This window comes from Pseudoduganella rivuli (assembly GCF_009674485.1).
Classification (GTDB): domain Bacteria; phylum Pseudomonadota; class Gammaproteobacteria; order Burkholderiales; family Burkholderiaceae_D; genus Rugamonas; species Rugamonas rivuli_B.
Genome location: NZ_WKJJ01000020.1, coordinates 1 through 15,964 on the forward strand (window position 1 = coordinate 1; position 15,964 = coordinate 15,964).

The 15,964-nt window shown below is 61.4% G+C and carries 14 protein-coding genes; 10 read left to right on the forward strand and 4 right to left on the reverse strand.

Annotation, left to right across the window (positions count from 1 at the left end; genetic code table 11):
- Positions 1–154: 154 nt before the first annotated feature.
- From GJ700_RS26890 to GJ700_RS26900, 3 genes are all read left to right on the forward strand, one after another.
- On the forward strand, positions 155–2,425 hold the full coding sequence (locus GJ700_RS26890; RefSeq protein ID WP_154379815.1) for an RHS repeat-associated core domain-containing protein: 2,271 nt from the start codon (positions 155–157) through the stop codon (positions 2,423–2,425).
- 653 nt (positions 2,426–3,078) lie between these two features.
- Positions 3,079–3,468: an ankyrin repeat domain-containing protein gene (locus GJ700_RS26895; RefSeq protein ID WP_154379817.1), complete on the forward strand. Its 390-nt coding sequence runs from the start codon at positions 3,079–3,081 to the stop codon at positions 3,466–3,468.
- A 494-nt stretch (positions 3,469–3,962) separates the two neighbouring features.
- Positions 3,963–4,619, forward strand: coding sequence for a glutathione S-transferase family protein (locus tag GJ700_RS26900; RefSeq protein ID WP_154379819.1), 657 nt, complete (start codon positions 3,963–3,965; stop codon positions 4,617–4,619).
- Positions 4,620–4,836: 217 nt separating this feature from the next.
- Here the strand turns inward: GJ700_RS26900 and GJ700_RS26905 are convergent, their stop codons facing one another.
- The 4 genes from GJ700_RS26905 to GJ700_RS26920 all read right to left on the reverse strand — a co-directional run bounded on the left by GJ700_RS26905 (position 4,837) and on the right by GJ700_RS26920 (position 7,814).
- Positions 4,837–6,027, reverse strand: a complete 1,191-nt coding sequence (locus GJ700_RS26905) for a pyridoxal-phosphate-dependent aminotransferase family protein (RefSeq protein WP_154379821.1) — start codon at positions 6,025–6,027, stop codon at positions 4,837–4,839.
- Positions 6,028–6,125: 98 nt separating this feature from the next.
- On the reverse strand, positions 6,126–6,962 hold the full coding sequence (locus GJ700_RS26910; RefSeq protein WP_154379823.1) for an HDOD domain-containing protein: 837 nt from the start codon (positions 6,960–6,962) through the stop codon (positions 6,126–6,128).
- A gap of 103 nt (positions 6,963–7,065) precedes the next feature.
- Entirely contained in the window at positions 7,066–7,356 is a 291-nt protein-coding gene (locus GJ700_RS26915) for a hypothetical protein (RefSeq protein WP_308700720.1), read from the reverse strand.
- Positions 7,357–7,376: 20 nt separating this feature from the next.
- On the reverse strand, positions 7,377–7,814 hold the full coding sequence (locus GJ700_RS26920; RefSeq protein WP_154379825.1) for a MarR family winged helix-turn-helix transcriptional regulator: 438 nt from the start codon (positions 7,812–7,814) through the stop codon (positions 7,377–7,379).
- An 80-nt stretch (positions 7,815–7,894) separates the two neighbouring features.
- Between GJ700_RS26920 and GJ700_RS26925 the strand changes: the two genes are divergently transcribed.
- The 7 genes from GJ700_RS26925 (at position 7,895) to astD (ending at position 15,960) form a co-directional block, all read left to right on the forward strand.
- Positions 7,895–8,809 (forward strand): DMT family transporter, encoded by a 915-nt coding sequence (locus GJ700_RS26925; protein ID WP_154379827.1) that lies wholly within the window; start codon positions 7,895–7,897, stop codon positions 8,807–8,809.
- 26 nt (positions 8,810–8,835) lie between these two features.
- Positions 8,836–9,780 (forward strand): GlxA family transcriptional regulator, encoded by a 945-nt coding sequence (locus GJ700_RS26930; RefSeq protein ID WP_154379829.1) that lies wholly within the window; start codon positions 8,836–8,838, stop codon positions 9,778–9,780.
- A gap of 43 nt (positions 9,781–9,823) precedes the next feature.
- A complete protein-coding gene (locus tag GJ700_RS26935) occupies positions 9,824–10,888 on the forward strand; it encodes a porin (protein ID WP_154379831.1) in 1,065 nt (354 codons plus the stop codon).
- Positions 10,889–10,999: 111 nt separating this feature from the next.
- The gene (gene astC, locus GJ700_RS26940; RefSeq protein WP_154379833.1) at positions 11,000–12,244 is read left to right on the forward strand and encodes an acetylornithine/succinylornithine family transaminase; all 1,245 of its coding nucleotides are present in this window, start codon (positions 11,000–11,002) and stop codon (positions 12,242–12,244) included.
- Between the two features lie 141 nt (positions 12,245–12,385).
- The gene (locus GJ700_RS26945) at positions 12,386–13,417 is read left to right on the forward strand and encodes an arginine N-succinyltransferase (RefSeq protein WP_154379835.1); all 1,032 of its coding nucleotides are present in this window, start codon (positions 12,386–12,388) and stop codon (positions 13,415–13,417) included.
- A gap of 19 nt (positions 13,418–13,436) precedes the next feature.
- Positions 13,437–14,483, forward strand: a complete 1,047-nt coding sequence (gene astA, locus GJ700_RS26950) for an arginine N-succinyltransferase (RefSeq protein ID WP_154379837.1) — start codon at positions 13,437–13,439, stop codon at positions 14,481–14,483.
- A complete protein-coding gene (astD, locus tag GJ700_RS26955; protein ID WP_154379839.1) occupies positions 14,476–15,960 on the forward strand; it encodes a succinylglutamate-semialdehyde dehydrogenase in 1,485 nt (494 codons plus the stop codon). The genes astA and astD overlap by 8 nt, the downstream gene beginning before the upstream one ends.
- The last annotated feature ends 4 nt before the right edge of the window (positions 15,961–15,964 follow it).

Consider the following 15,964-nt stretch of genomic DNA (forward strand, 5'->3'; position numbering starts at 1 on the left):
GCGACGCCCTCGGCAACAGCATCGGCTATACGCTCGACAAGCTGGGCAACCGCACCGGTGAACAAGTGCGCGATGCCAGCGGCACGTTGTCGCGCCAGCTGGCGCGGGTATTCGACAACCTGGGCCGTCTGCAACAGCAAACCGGAGGCATGCCATGAAGCGCCATCCTGGACTGACCTTGGCCGCGCTGGTGCTGGCATGGGGCGGCGCGTCCGCGCAGCAAAACACGACCTTTAGCTACCAGTACGACAACAACGGCAACCTGACCAAGGTCACCGATCCCCTGTCGCAGGTGACCGACCGCAGCTATGACGTGCTGAACCGGCAACTGCAGCAATTGCAACCGCCGCCGGTGACCGGCGCCGCGCGCCCGGCCATCAATTACACCTACGACGCACTGGACCAGCTCAGCACGGTGCGCGACCCGCGCAACCTGACGACGACGTATACCGTCGACGGGCTGGGATGGCAGACCGCGCTGGCCAGTCCGGACACGAACAGCACGACCTACACGCATGACAATGCCGGCAATGTGCTGACGGCCACCGATGCGCGCGGCAAGACCACCACGTATACCTATGATGTGTTGTCGCGCATCACCGGCATTGCCTATGCCAGCGGGACCCCGACACAGTTTGAATACGATGTCGGGGCCAACGCCATCGGCCGGTTGACGCGCATGAGCGATAGTTCCGGCCAGAGCAGCTATGGCTACAGTCAGACAGGCCGATTGCTGGTGTTCACACAGCGCACGATGGCCGGTGCTGCGACCTTCGAACGCAGTGTCGGCTACGCTTACGATGGCAACGACCGGTTGCAAAGCCTGACGTATCCGAGCGGCAATCGTCTCAGTTATGAATACGATGCGGCCGGCCGTGTGGTGCGCGTGACGCTTAACCCCGGCAATGGCAGCGGCGGCACGGATACAGGTACGGTGACGGTGTTGCTGGACAAGATCGGCTATGCGCCGTTCGGCGCCGCCCGGTCGTGGGAGTGGGGCAACAGCAGCGAGCAGGCGCCGCATTTGTACAGCCGCAGTTTTGATCTCGATGGTCGGCTCGCTGCGTATCCACTGGGCAGCATCAATGGCACCGCGCCGGTGCGCAGCCTGACCTACGACGCGGCCAGCCGCATTACCGCCATGACCCATGGCGCCAACACGGCATATGACCAGTCTTTCGGCTATGACGCGCTGGGCCGGCTGACGTCCTTTGTCAGCGCCAACTCGTCGCAAAGCTACGCGTATGATGCGACCGGTAACCGTACCCAGTTGGGTGTCGGCGCCGCCACCTACACGTTCACCACGGCCGCCACCAGCAACCGCCTGAGCAGCACCACCGGCCCGGCGCCGGCACGCAGCAACAGCTACGATGCGTCCGGCAACCTGACCGGCGACGGCACGCAAACCTATGTGTATAACGATGCCGGACGCATGGCCAGCGCGACACGGGCCGGTGTGACGACCAACTACCTGTATAACGGCCGGGGCGAGCGGGTGGCCAAGTCCGGCACGGGCGTGGCGGGCGGTGCGAACTTCTACGTGTATGGCCAGCCGGGCCTGCTGCTGGGCGAGTATGACGCCGGTGGCGCGGCGATCGAGGAAACCGTGTACCTGGAAGGCATGCCGGTGGCGGTGCTCAAGCCGGCTTCGAATGGCGGCATGGCGGTCTATTATGTCTTTGCAGACCACCTCAATACACCGCGAGTGATCGAGGCGGCTGACAGCGGGGCGGTGGTGTGGCGCTGGGATCAAGCTGATCCGTTCGGGGCCGGCGCGCCGGACGAGAATCCGGGGCAGCAGGGGGTGTTTTCGTATAACTTGCGGTTCCCGGGACAGATATATGACCGGGAGAGTAATAACCTCTACAACTACTTCCGGGATTACGATCCGCAGACGGGGCGGTACATCGAGTCCGATCCGATCGGGCTCGGTGGCGGGATCAACACCTACGGTTATGTTGAAGGAAATCCAGTCAGTGCGAGCGATCCCCTTGGGTTGGTAAAGATCATCTTGCTGCCGCCCACGGACCCAAATTACGCGGCGGCCGTCAATGCGCCGGACATCGCGGGTGCGTTCACTGTTATTTCTCACGGAAGTCCTCAATCCGTGAATCACATGAATGCGAGCCAGTTAGAGAAATTCCTCCGAAAGCGTGGCTGGAATCCGAAGAAGCAGCCCTTGATTCTCGATGCTTGTAGAACCGGGCAAGGGCCGGGCTCGATTGGAGATCAGGTGGCACGGAACTCCGGTGGCGTCGTGATCGCGCCGAGCGATCGGACATGGACGACCAACTGGGGTACGAATTTCGACAAACCGTATCCGCCGATGAGTGATAACCATGACTCGGTCTGGAACAACGTACCGAACTTAAGTAAGCCAGGGACATGGAATACGTTCACGAGCAGCGGACAGATTACAAACTAGATCGACAGCGAAGAGGAACAGTATGTATCGGCCAATCGCATTGCTTGCAGTTTTCCTCCTCGCCTCTTGCACCAAGGGCGAAAGCAACCCCAAGGCTACATTCAATCTTGAAAGCGGGATCTCGGTGCTAGAGGCAAGATCTTGTGACGAAGCGGCTGGTGGTGATCAACTATCCGTGCAAAAACAAGCAGACGCTTACATTGTTCTCGTGAGTGACACGTTCGCATGCGGGGACAGTTTGCGTTCGCCCTGGTTGGGCGCAACGCGGGATAAGAAAGCCACTCTGGTCCTGGCATCGGAATCCAATCGAAGCGGTTGCGAGTGTCGCGGCAAAGTGCGTGTTCAAATCAAGGACCGTCTTGAGGCTGGCGACACGCTTTACGTGATGCGGGACAGCCAAGTCATCGGACACGTAGTGCTGCCTTAGCTTCTGCGGTACCTCACTCGTATCCTGACCAAATTCTCGGCAGCGAAGTGTCCATGAAATCCAAGCGGATCAAAGCGATATTTTCAGAGGCTCAAGGGTGTCTAGAAAATCCGTGGCGATTCACTCCACAAAGCAAAGCTCCGCATGAGCGGGCTTTGGCTAATATAAAGAATCGATTGAAAAATGCAGCTGCGGACATTGCTAGATACTGTACTTGCCCATAACATTGAAGACAATTGAAGAAATCTATAAACGCTGCGCCCAAACAGGCGCGTGGTACGGCATTGAAATTACGAGTTTTGCCCAACGCAATTTTATGGAAGATACTGTCTTGCACACGGTGTGTAGCTGGGGGGATCTTGAGTCAGTTAAAGTGTTAGTTGCTGCGGGAGCAGACGTAAACGCCAAAGGTGATCAAGGCGCAACTCCATTGTTTAATGCCGTGATGGGAGAAAACCCGGAAGTGGTTTCTTTTCTCTTGGAGTCAAATGCGGATCCTAATATCCCAAACGACTACAAGCGTTACGTGCTCGACTACGCGAAGAACGTCGCATCGCCTGCATCAATAGTGTCGGTCCTGGAGAAGGCCAAAGGCCTTAAGAAATTTAAGCGTTAGAGTCAGAAAGCCCGCCGTTGCGGCCGGTTGATGTGATCGGAAGCTCGGAGCCAGGACACGCCAGGGTCATTTCAAATTTGCGAGTATCTATTGCAAATTTGGAAGATAAGATCAACAGACTTTGGTTATTAGTGCTGTTGAGGAGTGGCGGGGACATTTGAAAACCTAAGTTATGTCTTTAAACATAACATAATTACTCAAGGTGACGGAGCATTTTTCTTCGGATTAGTAAGCCGGGAAGCCATTCTTTACGCAGAGAATCACGGTTGGAAAGTACAAGCGCATTCTCTGTGGTGTGAGGATCAGCGTCTCGAAGCATGCAGAGCCTGAGCGCGCGGGCACTGGGCAGTTGCGGCGACTCGACATTCGCGCTGTGGCGCAGCCCCCCGCTTGCCACGATGTGGTTTGCAGCTACTGCAAGGCTACTGACAGAAACTGTCGCAGCGCCGTCTTATCATTTCCTTATCACCCCACCACCGATAAGGAGACACGACATGCGCCTGTACACCCACCCGATTTCTTCCAATGCCCGCCGTGTCAACGTGGTGGTGGCTGCCCTGAATGCCGACGTGGAAGTGATCGAGATCAACCTGGCCAGTGAGAGCGACCGCCGCCGCCTGGGTGAAGTGAACCCCAATTGCAAGATCCCGGTGCTGGAAGACAATGGATTCGTGCTGTGGGAGTCGTGCGCCATCATGCAATACCTGGCCGATAAAACCGCGCAGCAAAAAGGTGAACCCAGCCCGCTGTACCCGTGGGATATCCAGGCGCGCGCCGACATCAACCGCTGGATGTTCTGGGCTTGCCAGCACTTCGCACCGGCCATCGGCGTGCTGACGTGGGAGCGGCTGTGGAAAGGCTTTGTCACGGGCCAGCCGGCCGATCCGCGTGAAGAAGCGCGCGGCTGCGAAGAGCTGGCGCAATACGCCGCGGTGCTGGAGGGCCACTTGAAAAACCGCACGTGGCTGGTGGGCGATCACGTCACCTTGGCCGATTACGCGGTGGCCGCGCCCCTGATGTACCGCGCCAAGGCGTCGCTGCCCGTGGACCAATACCCGGAGATGCTGGCCTGGTTTGGCCGCATCCAGCAACTGCCCGCGTGGCAGCAAACGGTGGACCCCAACATACAGGAACCCGACAAATGTGCATGATTTGCGATACGGTGCGCCGGGCGCGCCAACGGCAGGAAGCGGAGCAGTTGCGTCTTGAACAGGAGGCGCAACAGTGTTTACAGCGGGCAGGGCTGACCAGCAAGCTTGCCGGGCCGCCAAGGCCAGGCATGCGGCTCGACGGCGCCGCTACGGCTGCCTCGTAGCGTCTGCGCTGCACCACATGCATGCGCTTCGACAGCGCACGCATGGTGCAGTATCAATGCGTGCGCTGCAGTTCGCGCTCCAGCTCCGCCACGCCGGCGGCGACATCGACGTCGGCGCCGAGGTCTTTCATGGTCGAGCCCAGCGCGTGCAGTGTCCGGAACAGGTTGTGTTCGCGGCACTGCTCGCCCATCTGGCCGATCCGCACGATATTCAGTCCGAACGAGCCGGCAATTTCCACGCGGTATTTCAGCGAAATCTGCTTGCAGATGTCCGCGCCTTTGACGCCGTCCGGCACGTTGATGCCGACCACGGAATTCAAGCGCGATTCGGCCGGTGCAAACAGTGACAGGCCCATTGCTTCGATGCCGCGCTGCAAGCCCAGCGAGCAGCGCAGGTGGCGCTCGAAACGGCTTTCCAGGGTTTCCTTGCAGACCAGGTGCAGCGCTTCGTGCAGCGCCAGGATGCCCGATACGGGCGCCGTGTAGTGGTACGACGCGTTGTGCCAGAAGTTTTCCGCCAGCTTGGCGTCCAGGCACCAGTGCGGCGGCGGAGCGGGGCGCGCGTTGATGCGGTCCCAGGCGCGCTCGGAAAACGCGATCAGCGACACGCCGGGAATCGACGACAAGCCTTTCTGGCCGCCCGACACCACGGCATCGATCTTCCAGTTATCCATTTCGCACGGCATCGTGCTCAGGGTGCAGACCGCATCGACAATCACGTAACAGCCATATTCGGCCGCCATGCGGGTAATTTGCGGCAGGTGGCGGTTGAACACGGTGGACGACGTTTCACCCTGCGCGATGGTCAGCACTTCCGGCTTGAAGCGCTCCAGGTGTTCGCGCACGGCGGCCACCTGGGCCGCTTCGCCGTCCGGTACGTGCATGGTTTCCACCACGCCACCGATGCGGGTCGCCATTTCAGCAAAGCGCTTGCCAAAGTAACCGTTGCACACACTCAGCACGCGCGTGCCCGGATACACCAGGTTGGCCACGCTCATTTCCATCGCCGCCGAACCGGGGCCCGCCACGCCGAGGATCCAGCGCGATTCGGTCTGGAACACATAGCGCGCCATTTCCTTCATCTGGTGGATCACCTTGGCCATGGTGTCGCCCAGGTGGTTGATGACGATGGAATTGGCTTGCGCAACGCTGTAGGGGATCGGCACGGGGCCGGCGCCCATCATCAGCAAGGGTTCGGAAGGGAGGACGAGATTGAGGCTGTCGACTGTCGGTGCGGCGATCATTGCGAGGCAGTAAGTTGGTTGAGATTAGTTTCAATATAACATTAATCTCGCAAGCTATTGCGCCGCACAAAATATGGAGTATAGAGGGGCGCTGCTAATCAGAGCATCAGCACCGCGATCAGCGACTTCACTTCTTCTTCGGACTCGCGCAGGATGTCGTCCAGCGTGCCATCGCCGACCACGAAATCGATGGTGCGGGCGCCGGCGCGGGTGGTGGCGCCGGGCGGCTGGTGCAGCGGGGAGGGGATGGGCGCCAGGTCGTTGGCCAGCAGCAGCGTGTCGCCCAGGTTTTCCGGCGGCAGCGCGCGCAAGCCTTCCCACATGGCTTCCACGGAATTCATGACGGCTTCCGGCATGTTCAGCTTGCGCAGCACGCCGCGGCCGATTTCCACTTCGCCATGTTCGACCCAGTCTTCCGGATGGCCATCCATGATGCCGGGGAATTCCTGGGCGCGCGACAGCATGTAAAAGCCGCCCACTTCGTGCACGATGCCGGTAAACAGTGCGGTATCGGGATCGACGTGGGTGACGCGGCGGGCAATCACTTGCGCCAGCGCCGCCACGTGCGCCGTGTGTTCCCACAATTGCGCAGTCATGGCTTTCAGGCCGGGATCGGTGATGGTGCTGCCCAGCTGGCGCACGATGAGGGACGCCACCAGCGATTGCAGGGTGCGCACGCCGAGGCGTTGGACGGCCGGGCGCACGCCGGAAATCTGCGTGCCGGAACGGTTGTAAGCGACGGAATTGGCAATGGCGACCGTGCGGGCCGCCATCAGCGGATCGGCCTGGATCAGCTTGACGGCCGTGTCGGCATGGCAATCGGGATCGTTGAGGGCCCGCTGCAACTTCAGCGAGGCCGCCACATTGGTGGGGAACGCAAGCTCGCCCCGCGCGGCTTGCGCGGAGATGTGCTTGAAGGCGGCCAGTCGATTCATTGCGAAATCATCCAGAATGTTGCCGTGTGGAACTAATCCATTGTGACATACTTTGCTGAAATTTTCCGCAAAATTATGCGCCTAAAAAGCGCGCACGGCGGAATTATTCCGCAGCGCTGAAAATCGCGTCGCAGCCTTCCAACGTGCCTTCCGTGTCCTGCAATTCGTCCACCAGTTCGAGGTCGAACAATTCTTCGATGGCATTGTTAAAACTGTTGTGCTTGGTCGCGCCGATCAGGCGGTAAATGTCGCCATCGTCGTTGCGGATGCCGATCAACAGCTTTTGCTGGCGCACTTCTTCCGGCGTGACATGGTCCAGCAACAGGTTGGTGGTGATTTGCTTGTCGAAATCGGGCGCGGCGACGCCGGGGATCAGGGTGGTTTTCAGTGACATAGGAATATTCTTTTTAGGGATTAGCGGTCGCTGCCGGCGGTAATCACTTGCTTCAGGCCGGACAGCGTTTTTTCCAGGGCGGTGAAATCTTCTTCAGTAAAGTGCGCAAACACGGCGCCGCCTTTCGAGACGACTTTGGGAAACACGTCGCGGAATACCTGGTCGCCCTGCGGCGTCAGGCGGATAAACCATGAGCGCTTGTCATCGAGGCTGCGTTCGCGTTCGACCAGGCCTTTTTGTTCCAGCCGCTCGATGACGCCCGTCAGCGTGCCTTTGGTGATCAGGGTTTTGTCGCCCAGGTCCTTGTACGACATACCTTCCGTGTTGCCCAGCGTGGCGATGATGTCGAACTGCGCATGGGTCAGGCCGCACTGGCGGACGTGCTCACCCGACAGGCGCTCAAAGCCCTGCATGCATTCGGCCAGCAGCCGGATACTCTTCAAATATCGTTCGCCCATAGGGTTTGATTATAGCGTCCCGTACGCTGCGGGCGCAGCCACGGTACTATATGCGGTTCACGTATATAGACAAAATGACCATGACTGCTCATTTCCGCGGCATTTTAGCCCTGCTCGTCGTCACCATCGTCTGGGGAACGACCTTTCCCGCCATGAAAAACATGACGGATTATCTGTCCGCCAACTGGATCGTGGTGGTGCGGTTTACCATCGCCAGCCTGCTGCTGTCGCCCTTCCTGCTGCGCTCGACCAAGGAAGACTTGCGCTATGGGGCCATCAGCGGCGTGCTGCTGTTCTTTTGCTACCTGTTCCAGGTGGAAGGGCTGGCGCTGACCACGTCCAACCGCAATGCCTTCGTCTGCGGCCTGAACGTGCTGGTGCCGCCGCTGCTGGGCGTGTTCGCCGGCAGGCTGCCGGAGCGCCGTATCGTGGTGGCGCTGGTGCTGGCGCTGGCAGGCCTGTTTGCACTGTGCTGGGACGGCGCGTTCGTCTGGGGCAGGGGCGACACGCTGGCCCTGATGGCGGCGCTGACGTTCGGCCTGTACGTGAAACTGATGGAAGTGCAGACCCGCAAGGCGAATCGGCTGATGTCGCTGACGGCCGCGCAAATCTTCACGGTGGCGGTGTGCGCGGCGCTGTGGATCGCGCTGCGCGAAGTGCCGCGCGGCGACGTGGCGGGGCCGCAGGATATCGGCGACTACTGGGAATACATCGCCAAGGGCTTGCAGATGTACCAGGCCAACCTGCTGTATCTGGGCGTGGTGGCGACGGCTGCCATCATTTCGCTGCAAACGTGGGGCCAAAGCCACAGCACGGCCAACGAGGCGGCCGTCATATATGCGTTCGAACCCGGCTGCGCCGCCATCTTCGGCTATTTCTGGCTGGGCGAGACGCTGGCGTGGAGCGGCATGCTGGGCGCGGTGCTGATGATCTCCGGTATGATAGCCAGTCAGTGGAGCAGGTCGCGCCCGCCGACTGTCCTCGCTCCCGAATAATAATGATCAGAGCTTAAGTACCGCCCATGTCGTTTGCAAATTTGTCCCACCTGGCCCAGGAGCAGCCGCTGCGCGTGCTGCTGGTGAATGCGGGCGAGGCGGATACGCTGGCCTGGGCTGGATTGATCCAGCCATTGCGGCTGGCTGCGCGCATCAAGCCGCAGCACCTGGTGATGGACGTGTGCACGCCGCAGCAGCTGCTCGATGGCGCGGCCATGGGCGCCGGCTGGCATATCGCCTTGCTGGTGGCTGATGAAACCCAGGCGCCGCTGCCGCAGCAGCAATTGCGCGCCGTGATCGAGCGTTGCCGCAACGCGCAATTCTGGGGCGGCGTGGGCGCAGGCGTATTGTGGCTGGCGCAGGCCGGGCTGATGGGCGGCGTGCGCATTGCGCTGCCGTGGAACCTGTATGGCGATGCGGAAGATATCGACCAGGGCGCGATCCTGGTGCCCAACCTGTTTGAAATCGATGGCCCGCACCTGAGCTGCTGTGGCGGCGGCGCCAGCGCGGACTTTGCGCTGACCCTGGTCGAGGCGCTGTATGGCGCCAACGTGCAGGCGGAAATCAAGGAAGCGCTGTGCATCGACAAGGTGCGCGGGCCGGAAGAGCGGCAGCGCGTGGCGTTGCAGGCGCGCTTTGGCGCGTTGCAGCCGAAACTGTCGGAAGCCGTCACGCTGATGGAAGCGAATATCGAAGAGCCGCTGTCGACCGACGATATCGCGGGGCTGGTGGGCCTGTCGCGGCGCCAGCTGGAGCGCCTGTTCAAGCAATACCTGGGCAGCTTGCCGTCGCGTTATTACCTGGAGTTGCGGCTGCAGCGGGCGCGCCAGTTGCTGCTGGAGACCAACCATTCGATCGTGCAGGTGGGGCTGATGTGCGGCTTTTCATCCGGCTCGCACTTTTCCACGGCATTCGGCGCCTTGTTTGGCAATACCCCGCGTGAGGAGCGGCAACGCAAGCTGACCGGTTAAACAGGTACCTTCCGCAACCATTGATGATTGGAGCGATTGCACCATGCGTCATTTCCCTCGCCACCACGTGGCCTGCTGGCTGTTGCTATTGGGCTGTAACGCGGCTTATGCGCAGAGCAATGTTGCCATGTATGGCGTCCTCGATACCTTTGTCACCCATATCCATGCGGACGGGTTGCCATCGGTGACGCGCCTCGACACCAGCAGCCTGCTGGCCAGCCGCATCGGTTTTCGCGGCAGGGAAGACCTGGGCGGCGGCGCCAGCGCCAACTTCACGCTGGAAATCGGCTTGAATGGCGACGACGGCACGGCGCCGGACGCCAACCGTTTCGCCAACCGGCAAGCGTGGGTGGGACTGGCGGGCCGCGTGGGGGAAATCCGCCTGGGCCGGCAAAACACGCCGCAATTCGTCATGAATGGCAAATACGATGCCTTTACCAGCGGCACACAGGCGTCGGGCTGGAACAATTTCCTGGGCGCGCCGCCCCGCGCGGATAACGCCGTGGGGCTGTTTTCCGAGTTCCACGGCGTCAAAGTGCAGGCGCTGCTGGCCCGGGGCGCCACCGGCGGCGCCGCGCCGCTGGACGAGCGGGCCGCCAACCGCAATACGCACGTGGCGGCCGAATATGCCAAAGACGATGTCTATCTCGGGGCCAACTGGCAAGCCGTGCGCACGGTGGCGCTCAATGCGACGGCCAAACGCACGACAGTCGGCGCATCGTACAGGCTCAATGGCGCGTGGACCGTTTACGGTTCGGCAGGCGCCGAGCGCCGCACGGATGGGGCGTTGAATACCCGCATTGCCCAGGTGTCGGCGCAATACCGCTTCCATCCGCAGGCATCGCTCAGTATCGGCTGGGCCGGCCTGCGCGACCGGGTGTCCGGCGCGGGCCATGGCGACGCGTCGCAACTGGGGCTGATGGGCCGTTATTTTTTGTCAACCCGCACCACGTTGTACGGCACGTTGTCGCGGCTGGCGCAGCAGGAGTTGCGTAACAGTTTTTTCCTCAGCGGGGCGGCAGTCGTATCACCCGGCGCGCAAGTGCGTTCGCCGTTGCCGGGCGGGGATATCCGGGGGATGCAAGCAGGAATTTTGCATACCTTCTGAAAAATGAAAAACCTTGTCGCATCCACAAAAGAGTTTTAGCATCCCGCTTTTTATAATGGGATACCACACCTCGTCGCTATGGGGACCGTATCTCTACTTTTGGGGAATGCCATGAATGCAAAGCTTGACTCTTCTGTAACCACTCGCCCTGTCACCCGGCAGACTTTTGATGATGTGATCGTTCCGACCTACGCGCCAGCCGCGATGGTGCCGGTGCGTGCTTCGGGCCTGGACCTGTGGGATCAGAACGGCAAGCATTACCTGGACTTCACGTCCGGTATCGCCGTGGCCTCGCTCGGCCATTGCAACCCGGTGCTGGTGGAAGCCCTGACCAAGCAAGCCAACACGCTGTGGCACCTGGGTAACGGCTACACCAACGAGCCGGTGCTGCGCCTGGCGCTGGCGCTGACGGAAGCCACCTTCGCCGACCGCGCCTTCTTCTGCAATTCCGGCGCGGAAGCCAACGAAGCGGCCCTGAAACTGGCCCGCAAGCACGCCCACACCAAGTTCGGCGAGCACAAATCCCGCATCGTGTCGTGCTTCTCGTCGTTCCACGGCCGTACCCTGTTCACGGTATCGGTCGGTGGCCAGGCCAAGTACACGGAAGGTTTCGAGCCGCTGCCGCCAGCGATCAACCACATCGAGTACAACAACATCGAAGCGGCGCGCGCCGCCATCACCGATGACGTGTGCGCCGTGATCGTCGAGCCGGTACAGGGCGAAGGCGGCGTGGTGCCAGGCCAGAAAGAGTTCCTGCAAGAGTTGCGCGCGCTGTGCGACAAGACCGGCGCGGTGCTGATCTTCGACGAAGTGCAGTGCGGCATGGGCCGTACCGGCCACCTGTTCGCCTACCAGGGCTATGGCGTGACGCCGGACGTGCTGACCTCGGCCAAGGCGCTGGGCAATGGCTACCCGATCGGCGCCATGCTGACCACTAACGAACTGGCGGCAACGCTGAACGTGGGCAGCCATGGCACCACCTACGGCGGCAACCCGCTGGCTGCCACCGTGGCGCTGACCGTGCTCGACACCATCAACCAGCCGGCCTTCCTGGCGCGCGTCAACGAAGCGACCACCAAGCTGGTGTCGATGCTGGAAGGCCTGTGCCAGGACTATCCGGAAATCCTGTCGTTCGTGCGCGGCGCCGGCCTGCTGCAAGGCGTGGTGGTGGCAGATGCGTGGAAAGGCAAGTCGAAAGACATCCAGAAGGCTGCCGAAGCGCAGGGCCTGATGGTGCTGATCGCCGGTACCGACGTGGTGCGTTTCGCACCGGCGCTGATCGTGTCGGATGCGCAGATCGATGAAGCGGGCCGTATCCTGCGCGTTGCGCTGGATGGCCTGAAAGCTGCCGCTTAAGGCCGCGGGCGGAGCTTGGCGGCTTTGTAAAAGCCGCCCTACGGATTTAGCCGCCCGGCATATTTCGTAGGGCGGTTTCCGCGTAGCGGAAGCCGCCATGCCCACCAGTGCTATCCGTAAGAAAAAAACAAAGGAGTTCACATGTATGTTGTCCGTCCGGTAGAACTTGCGGATATCGCAGCGCTGGAAAAGCTTGCTGCGGTGAGCATGCCGGGTGTTCATACGTTGCCGAAGACGCGCGAGAAAATCGTGCAGGCGGTCGAAGCGTCGATCGCTTCGTTCGGCGCCCAGGTCGATATTCCCAGCGAAGAATCGTACCTGTTCGTGCTGGAAGCGCTGGCCGACCATACCCTGGTCGGCACGGCCACGATCCACGCCGCCGCCGGTTCCAATGGCACCTATTTTTCATTCCGTAATGACGTCATCCAGCAAGTGTCGCGCGACCTGGGCATCAGCCACAGCATCCACGCGCTGACGCTGTGCTCGGAACTGACGTCGTATTCGCAACTGTCCAGTTTCTACGTGGACGAGCGCATGCAAAACCGTCCGGAAGCCGCGCTGCTGTCGCGCGCCCGCTTGATGTTTGCCGCGCTGGCGCCGCAGCGTTTTTCCGACCGTTTCTTCGTGCCGCTGGCCGGTGTGACGGACGAGCAGGGCGGCTCGCCGTTCTGGGATGCGCTGGGCCGCAAATTTTTCCAGATGGATTTCCTCGACGCCGAACGCACCATCGGCGGCGCCCGTAACCGCACGTCGATCGTCGAGCTGATGCCGCACTACCCGGTGTACGTGCCGCTGCTGCCGGGCGAGGCACAGGCCGTCATGGGCCAGATCCACCCGTCCGGCGAACTGGCGTTCGGCCTGCTGACGGCCGAAGGCTTCGAAGCGGACGATTACATCGATATCTTCGACGGCGGCCCGATCCTGCAGGCGCACAAGCACGCGCTGCGCACGATCACGCAATCGATACAGTGCCGCGCCACCCTGTACCGTCCGTCCCGCGCGGGCGAGCCAGTGGTGCAATATGCGGTGGCGGCCAACGCCGGCCTGCAATTCCGCGCCGTGATCGTGTCGGTCCCTTCGATCGAAGGCGGCATCACCATCGCATTACCGCAGGAAGTGCTGGATGTGCTGCAGGTCGCAGAAGGCGATGACGTCATCTGTGTTCGTATCTGAATAGTGAAGTGAGAACGTTATGCTGGTAGTACGCGCCATTCAAGAGCACGACCTGGACGCCCTGTACACGATGGCGACGCAGGTGGGCTCGGGCATGACCACCCTGAAGCCGGACATGAAAATGCTGGGCGACCGCGTGGAAATCGCCTGCGCCTCGTTTGCGGAAACCATCGCGCCGGAAAAGCGCGATTACATGTTCGTCATGGAAGACACGGTCAACCAGCGCATCGCCGGCGTCTGCGCGATCAAGGCCGCCGTGGGCCTGGAAGAACCGTTTTATAACTACCGCATCGGCACCCTGGTGCATTCCAGCCGCGAGCTGAAAGTGTTCACGCGCATGGAAACCCTGTACCTGTCGAACGACCTGACGGGCAGTTCGGAACTGTGCTCGCTGTTCCTTGCGCCGGATTACCGCAAGGGCAACAACGGCAAGCTGCTGTCGAAATGCCGTTTCCTGTTCATCTCGCAATTCCCCCATCTGTTCACGCAAAAGATGATCGCGGAAATGCGCGGCTACCAGGACGACAATGGCCGCTCGCCGTTCTACGAAGGCCTGGGCCGCCATTTCTTCAAGATGGAATTCGACGACGTCGATGCGCTGACCGCCGTCGGCAAGAAGTCGTTCATCGCCGAACTGATGCCGCGCCAGCCGCTGTATGTCGCCTACCTGCCGAAAGAAGCGCAGGACGTGGTGGGCCAGGTGCACAAATCCACCGTGCCGGCGCGCCGCCTGCTGGAACAGGAAGGCATGCACTATGAAGGCTACGTCGATATCTTCGATGCCGGCCCCGTGCTGCAAGGCCGTGTGTCCGAATTGCGCGCCGTGCGCGACAGCGTGCTGGCCGTGGTCGATCCGGATACGGACATGACGCACGCCTGCGCACCCCAATCGGAACCCACGCTGGTTTCCAATACCGATTTGCGCGACTTCCGCATGATCCTGTCGGAAGCCGCCGCCGTGAACGGGCATATCGACCTGTCCACGGAAGAACAGCAAGCACTGCGTTGCCGAACCGGCGACACGGTGCGTACCCTGACTCTCAACGCGAGGAAGAACAATGTCTGACTTAGTTACCCCATCCCTTTCGAATTTTATCAATGGTGTGTGGCAGGCAGGCCACGGCGCCGAACTGGTCACCGTCGACCCATCCAATGGCCGCCAGACCTGGACCAGCCGCGAAGCCACGCTTGACGACGTGGCCGCCGCCGCGACGGCGGCGCGCGCCGCCTTCGAAGGCTGGGCATTGACCTCGCTGGAAGAGCGTATTGCCATCGTTACCCGCTTCCGCGACTTGCTGAAGGAAGATGCGGAAGAACTGGCGCGCCTGATCGCCGAAGAAGTGGGCAAGCCGCTGTGGGAAGCCCGCACCGAAGTGACGACCATGGCCAACAAGGTCGACATCTCGATCCAGTCGTACAACAGCCGCACCGGCGAGACCCGCAACAAGGTGGCCGATGGCGACGCCGTGCTGCGCCACCGCCCGCATGGCGTGTTCGGCGTGTTCGGTCCGTACAACTTCCCCGGCCACCTGCCGAACGGCCACATCGTGCCGGCCCTGATCGCGGGTAACACCATCGTGTTCAAGCCGAGCGAATACGCGCCGCGCACTGCCGTGAAAACCGTGCAACTGTGGGAAAAAGCCGGCATCCCGGCCGGCGTGGTCAACCTCGTCAATGGCGGCCGCGATACCGGCATCGCACTCGGCCAGAATGCGGAAATCGACGGCGTGCTGTTCACCGGCAGCAGCCAGACCGGCGCCGCGCTGCACCGCCAGTTCGCGGGCCAGACCGGCAAGCTGCTGGCGCTGGAAATGGGCGGTAACAACCCGCTGGTGGTGTGGGATGTGAAAAATGTCGACGCCGCCGTGTTCATGGCGATTTCGTCCGCCTTCATCTCGGCCGGCCAGCGCTGCACGTGCGCGCGCCGCATGATTGTCAAGGAAGGCGCTGAGGGCGACGCATTCATCGCGCGCATGATCGATGTCGCGTCGAAACTGGTGGTGGGCCCGTCCGATGCGGAACCGCAGCCCTTCATGGGCCCTGTGGTCTCCAGCGCGATCGCCAAGCGCCTGGTGCAGGCGCAGCACGACATGGTCGCCAAGGGCGGCAAGCTGCTGCTGGAAATGAAATTGCTGCAGGAAGGCACGGGCTTCGTGTCGGCCGGTATCGTCGATACCACCAACGCCCAGGGCATCCCGGATGAAGAGTGGTTCGGCCCGCTGCTGCAAGTGATCCGCGTGAAAGACTTCGACGCCGCCATCAAGGCCGCCAACAATACCGGCTACGGCCTGGCGTCCGGGCTGCTGTCGGAAGACGAATCGCTGTGGAAGAAATACCAGGTGCTGGCCCGCGCCGGTATCGTCAACTGGAACCGCCCGACCACGGGCGCAGCGTCCAGCGCGCCGTTCGGCGGTGTCGGCAAGTCCGGCAACCACCGTCCAAGCGCGTATTACGCAGCCGATTACTGCGCCTATCCGGTCGCTTCGATCGAAAACAGCGCCCTTGAGATGCCGGCCAAACTGTCGCCCGGCATGACGTTCTAACTTC

What these genes read in the sequence shown, in the direction of transcription:
- astA (WP_154379837.1), top strand. Translation starts at nt 13,437, where the DNA reads ATGCTGGTAGTACGCGCCATTCAAGAGCACGACCTGGACGCCCTGTAC.
- astC (WP_154379833.1), top strand. Translation starts at nt 11,000, where the DNA reads ATGAATGCAAAGCTTGACTCTTCTGTAACCACTCGCCCTGTCACCCGG.
- GJ700_RS26935 (WP_154379831.1), top strand. Translation starts at nt 9,824, where the DNA reads ATGCGTCATTTCCCTCGCCACCACGTGGCCTGCTGGCTGTTGCTATTG.
- GJ700_RS26890 (WP_154379815.1), top strand. Translation starts at nt 155, where the DNA reads ATGAAGCGCCATCCTGGACTGACCTTGGCCGCGCTGGTGCTGGCATGG.
- GJ700_RS26920 (WP_154379825.1), bottom strand. Translation starts at nt 7,814, where the DNA reads ATGGGCGAACGATATTTGAAGAGTATCCGGCTGCTGGCCGAATGCATG.
- GJ700_RS26945 (WP_154379835.1), top strand. Translation starts at nt 12,386, where the DNA reads ATGTATGTTGTCCGTCCGGTAGAACTTGCGGATATCGCAGCGCTGGAA.
- GJ700_RS26930 (WP_154379829.1), top strand. Translation starts at nt 8,836, where the DNA reads ATGTCGTTTGCAAATTTGTCCCACCTGGCCCAGGAGCAGCCGCTGCGC.
- GJ700_RS26900 (WP_154379819.1), top strand. Translation starts at nt 3,963, where the DNA reads ATGCGCCTGTACACCCACCCGATTTCTTCCAATGCCCGCCGTGTCAAC.
- astD (WP_154379839.1), top strand. Translation starts at nt 14,476, where the DNA reads ATGTCTGACTTAGTTACCCCATCCCTTTCGAATTTTATCAATGGTGTG.
- GJ700_RS26905 (WP_154379821.1), bottom strand. Translation starts at nt 6,027, where the DNA reads ATGATCGCCGCACCGACAGTCGACAGCCTCAATCTCGTCCTCCCTTCC.
- GJ700_RS26915 (WP_308700720.1), bottom strand. Translation starts at nt 7,356, where the DNA reads ATGTCACTGAAAACCACCCTGATCCCCGGCGTCGCCGCGCCCGATTTC.
- GJ700_RS26910 (WP_154379823.1), bottom strand. Translation starts at nt 6,962, where the DNA reads ATGAATCGACTGGCCGCCTTCAAGCACATCTCCGCGCAAGCCGCGCGG.
- GJ700_RS26925 (WP_154379827.1), top strand. Translation starts at nt 7,895, where the DNA reads ATGACTGCTCATTTCCGCGGCATTTTAGCCCTGCTCGTCGTCACCATC.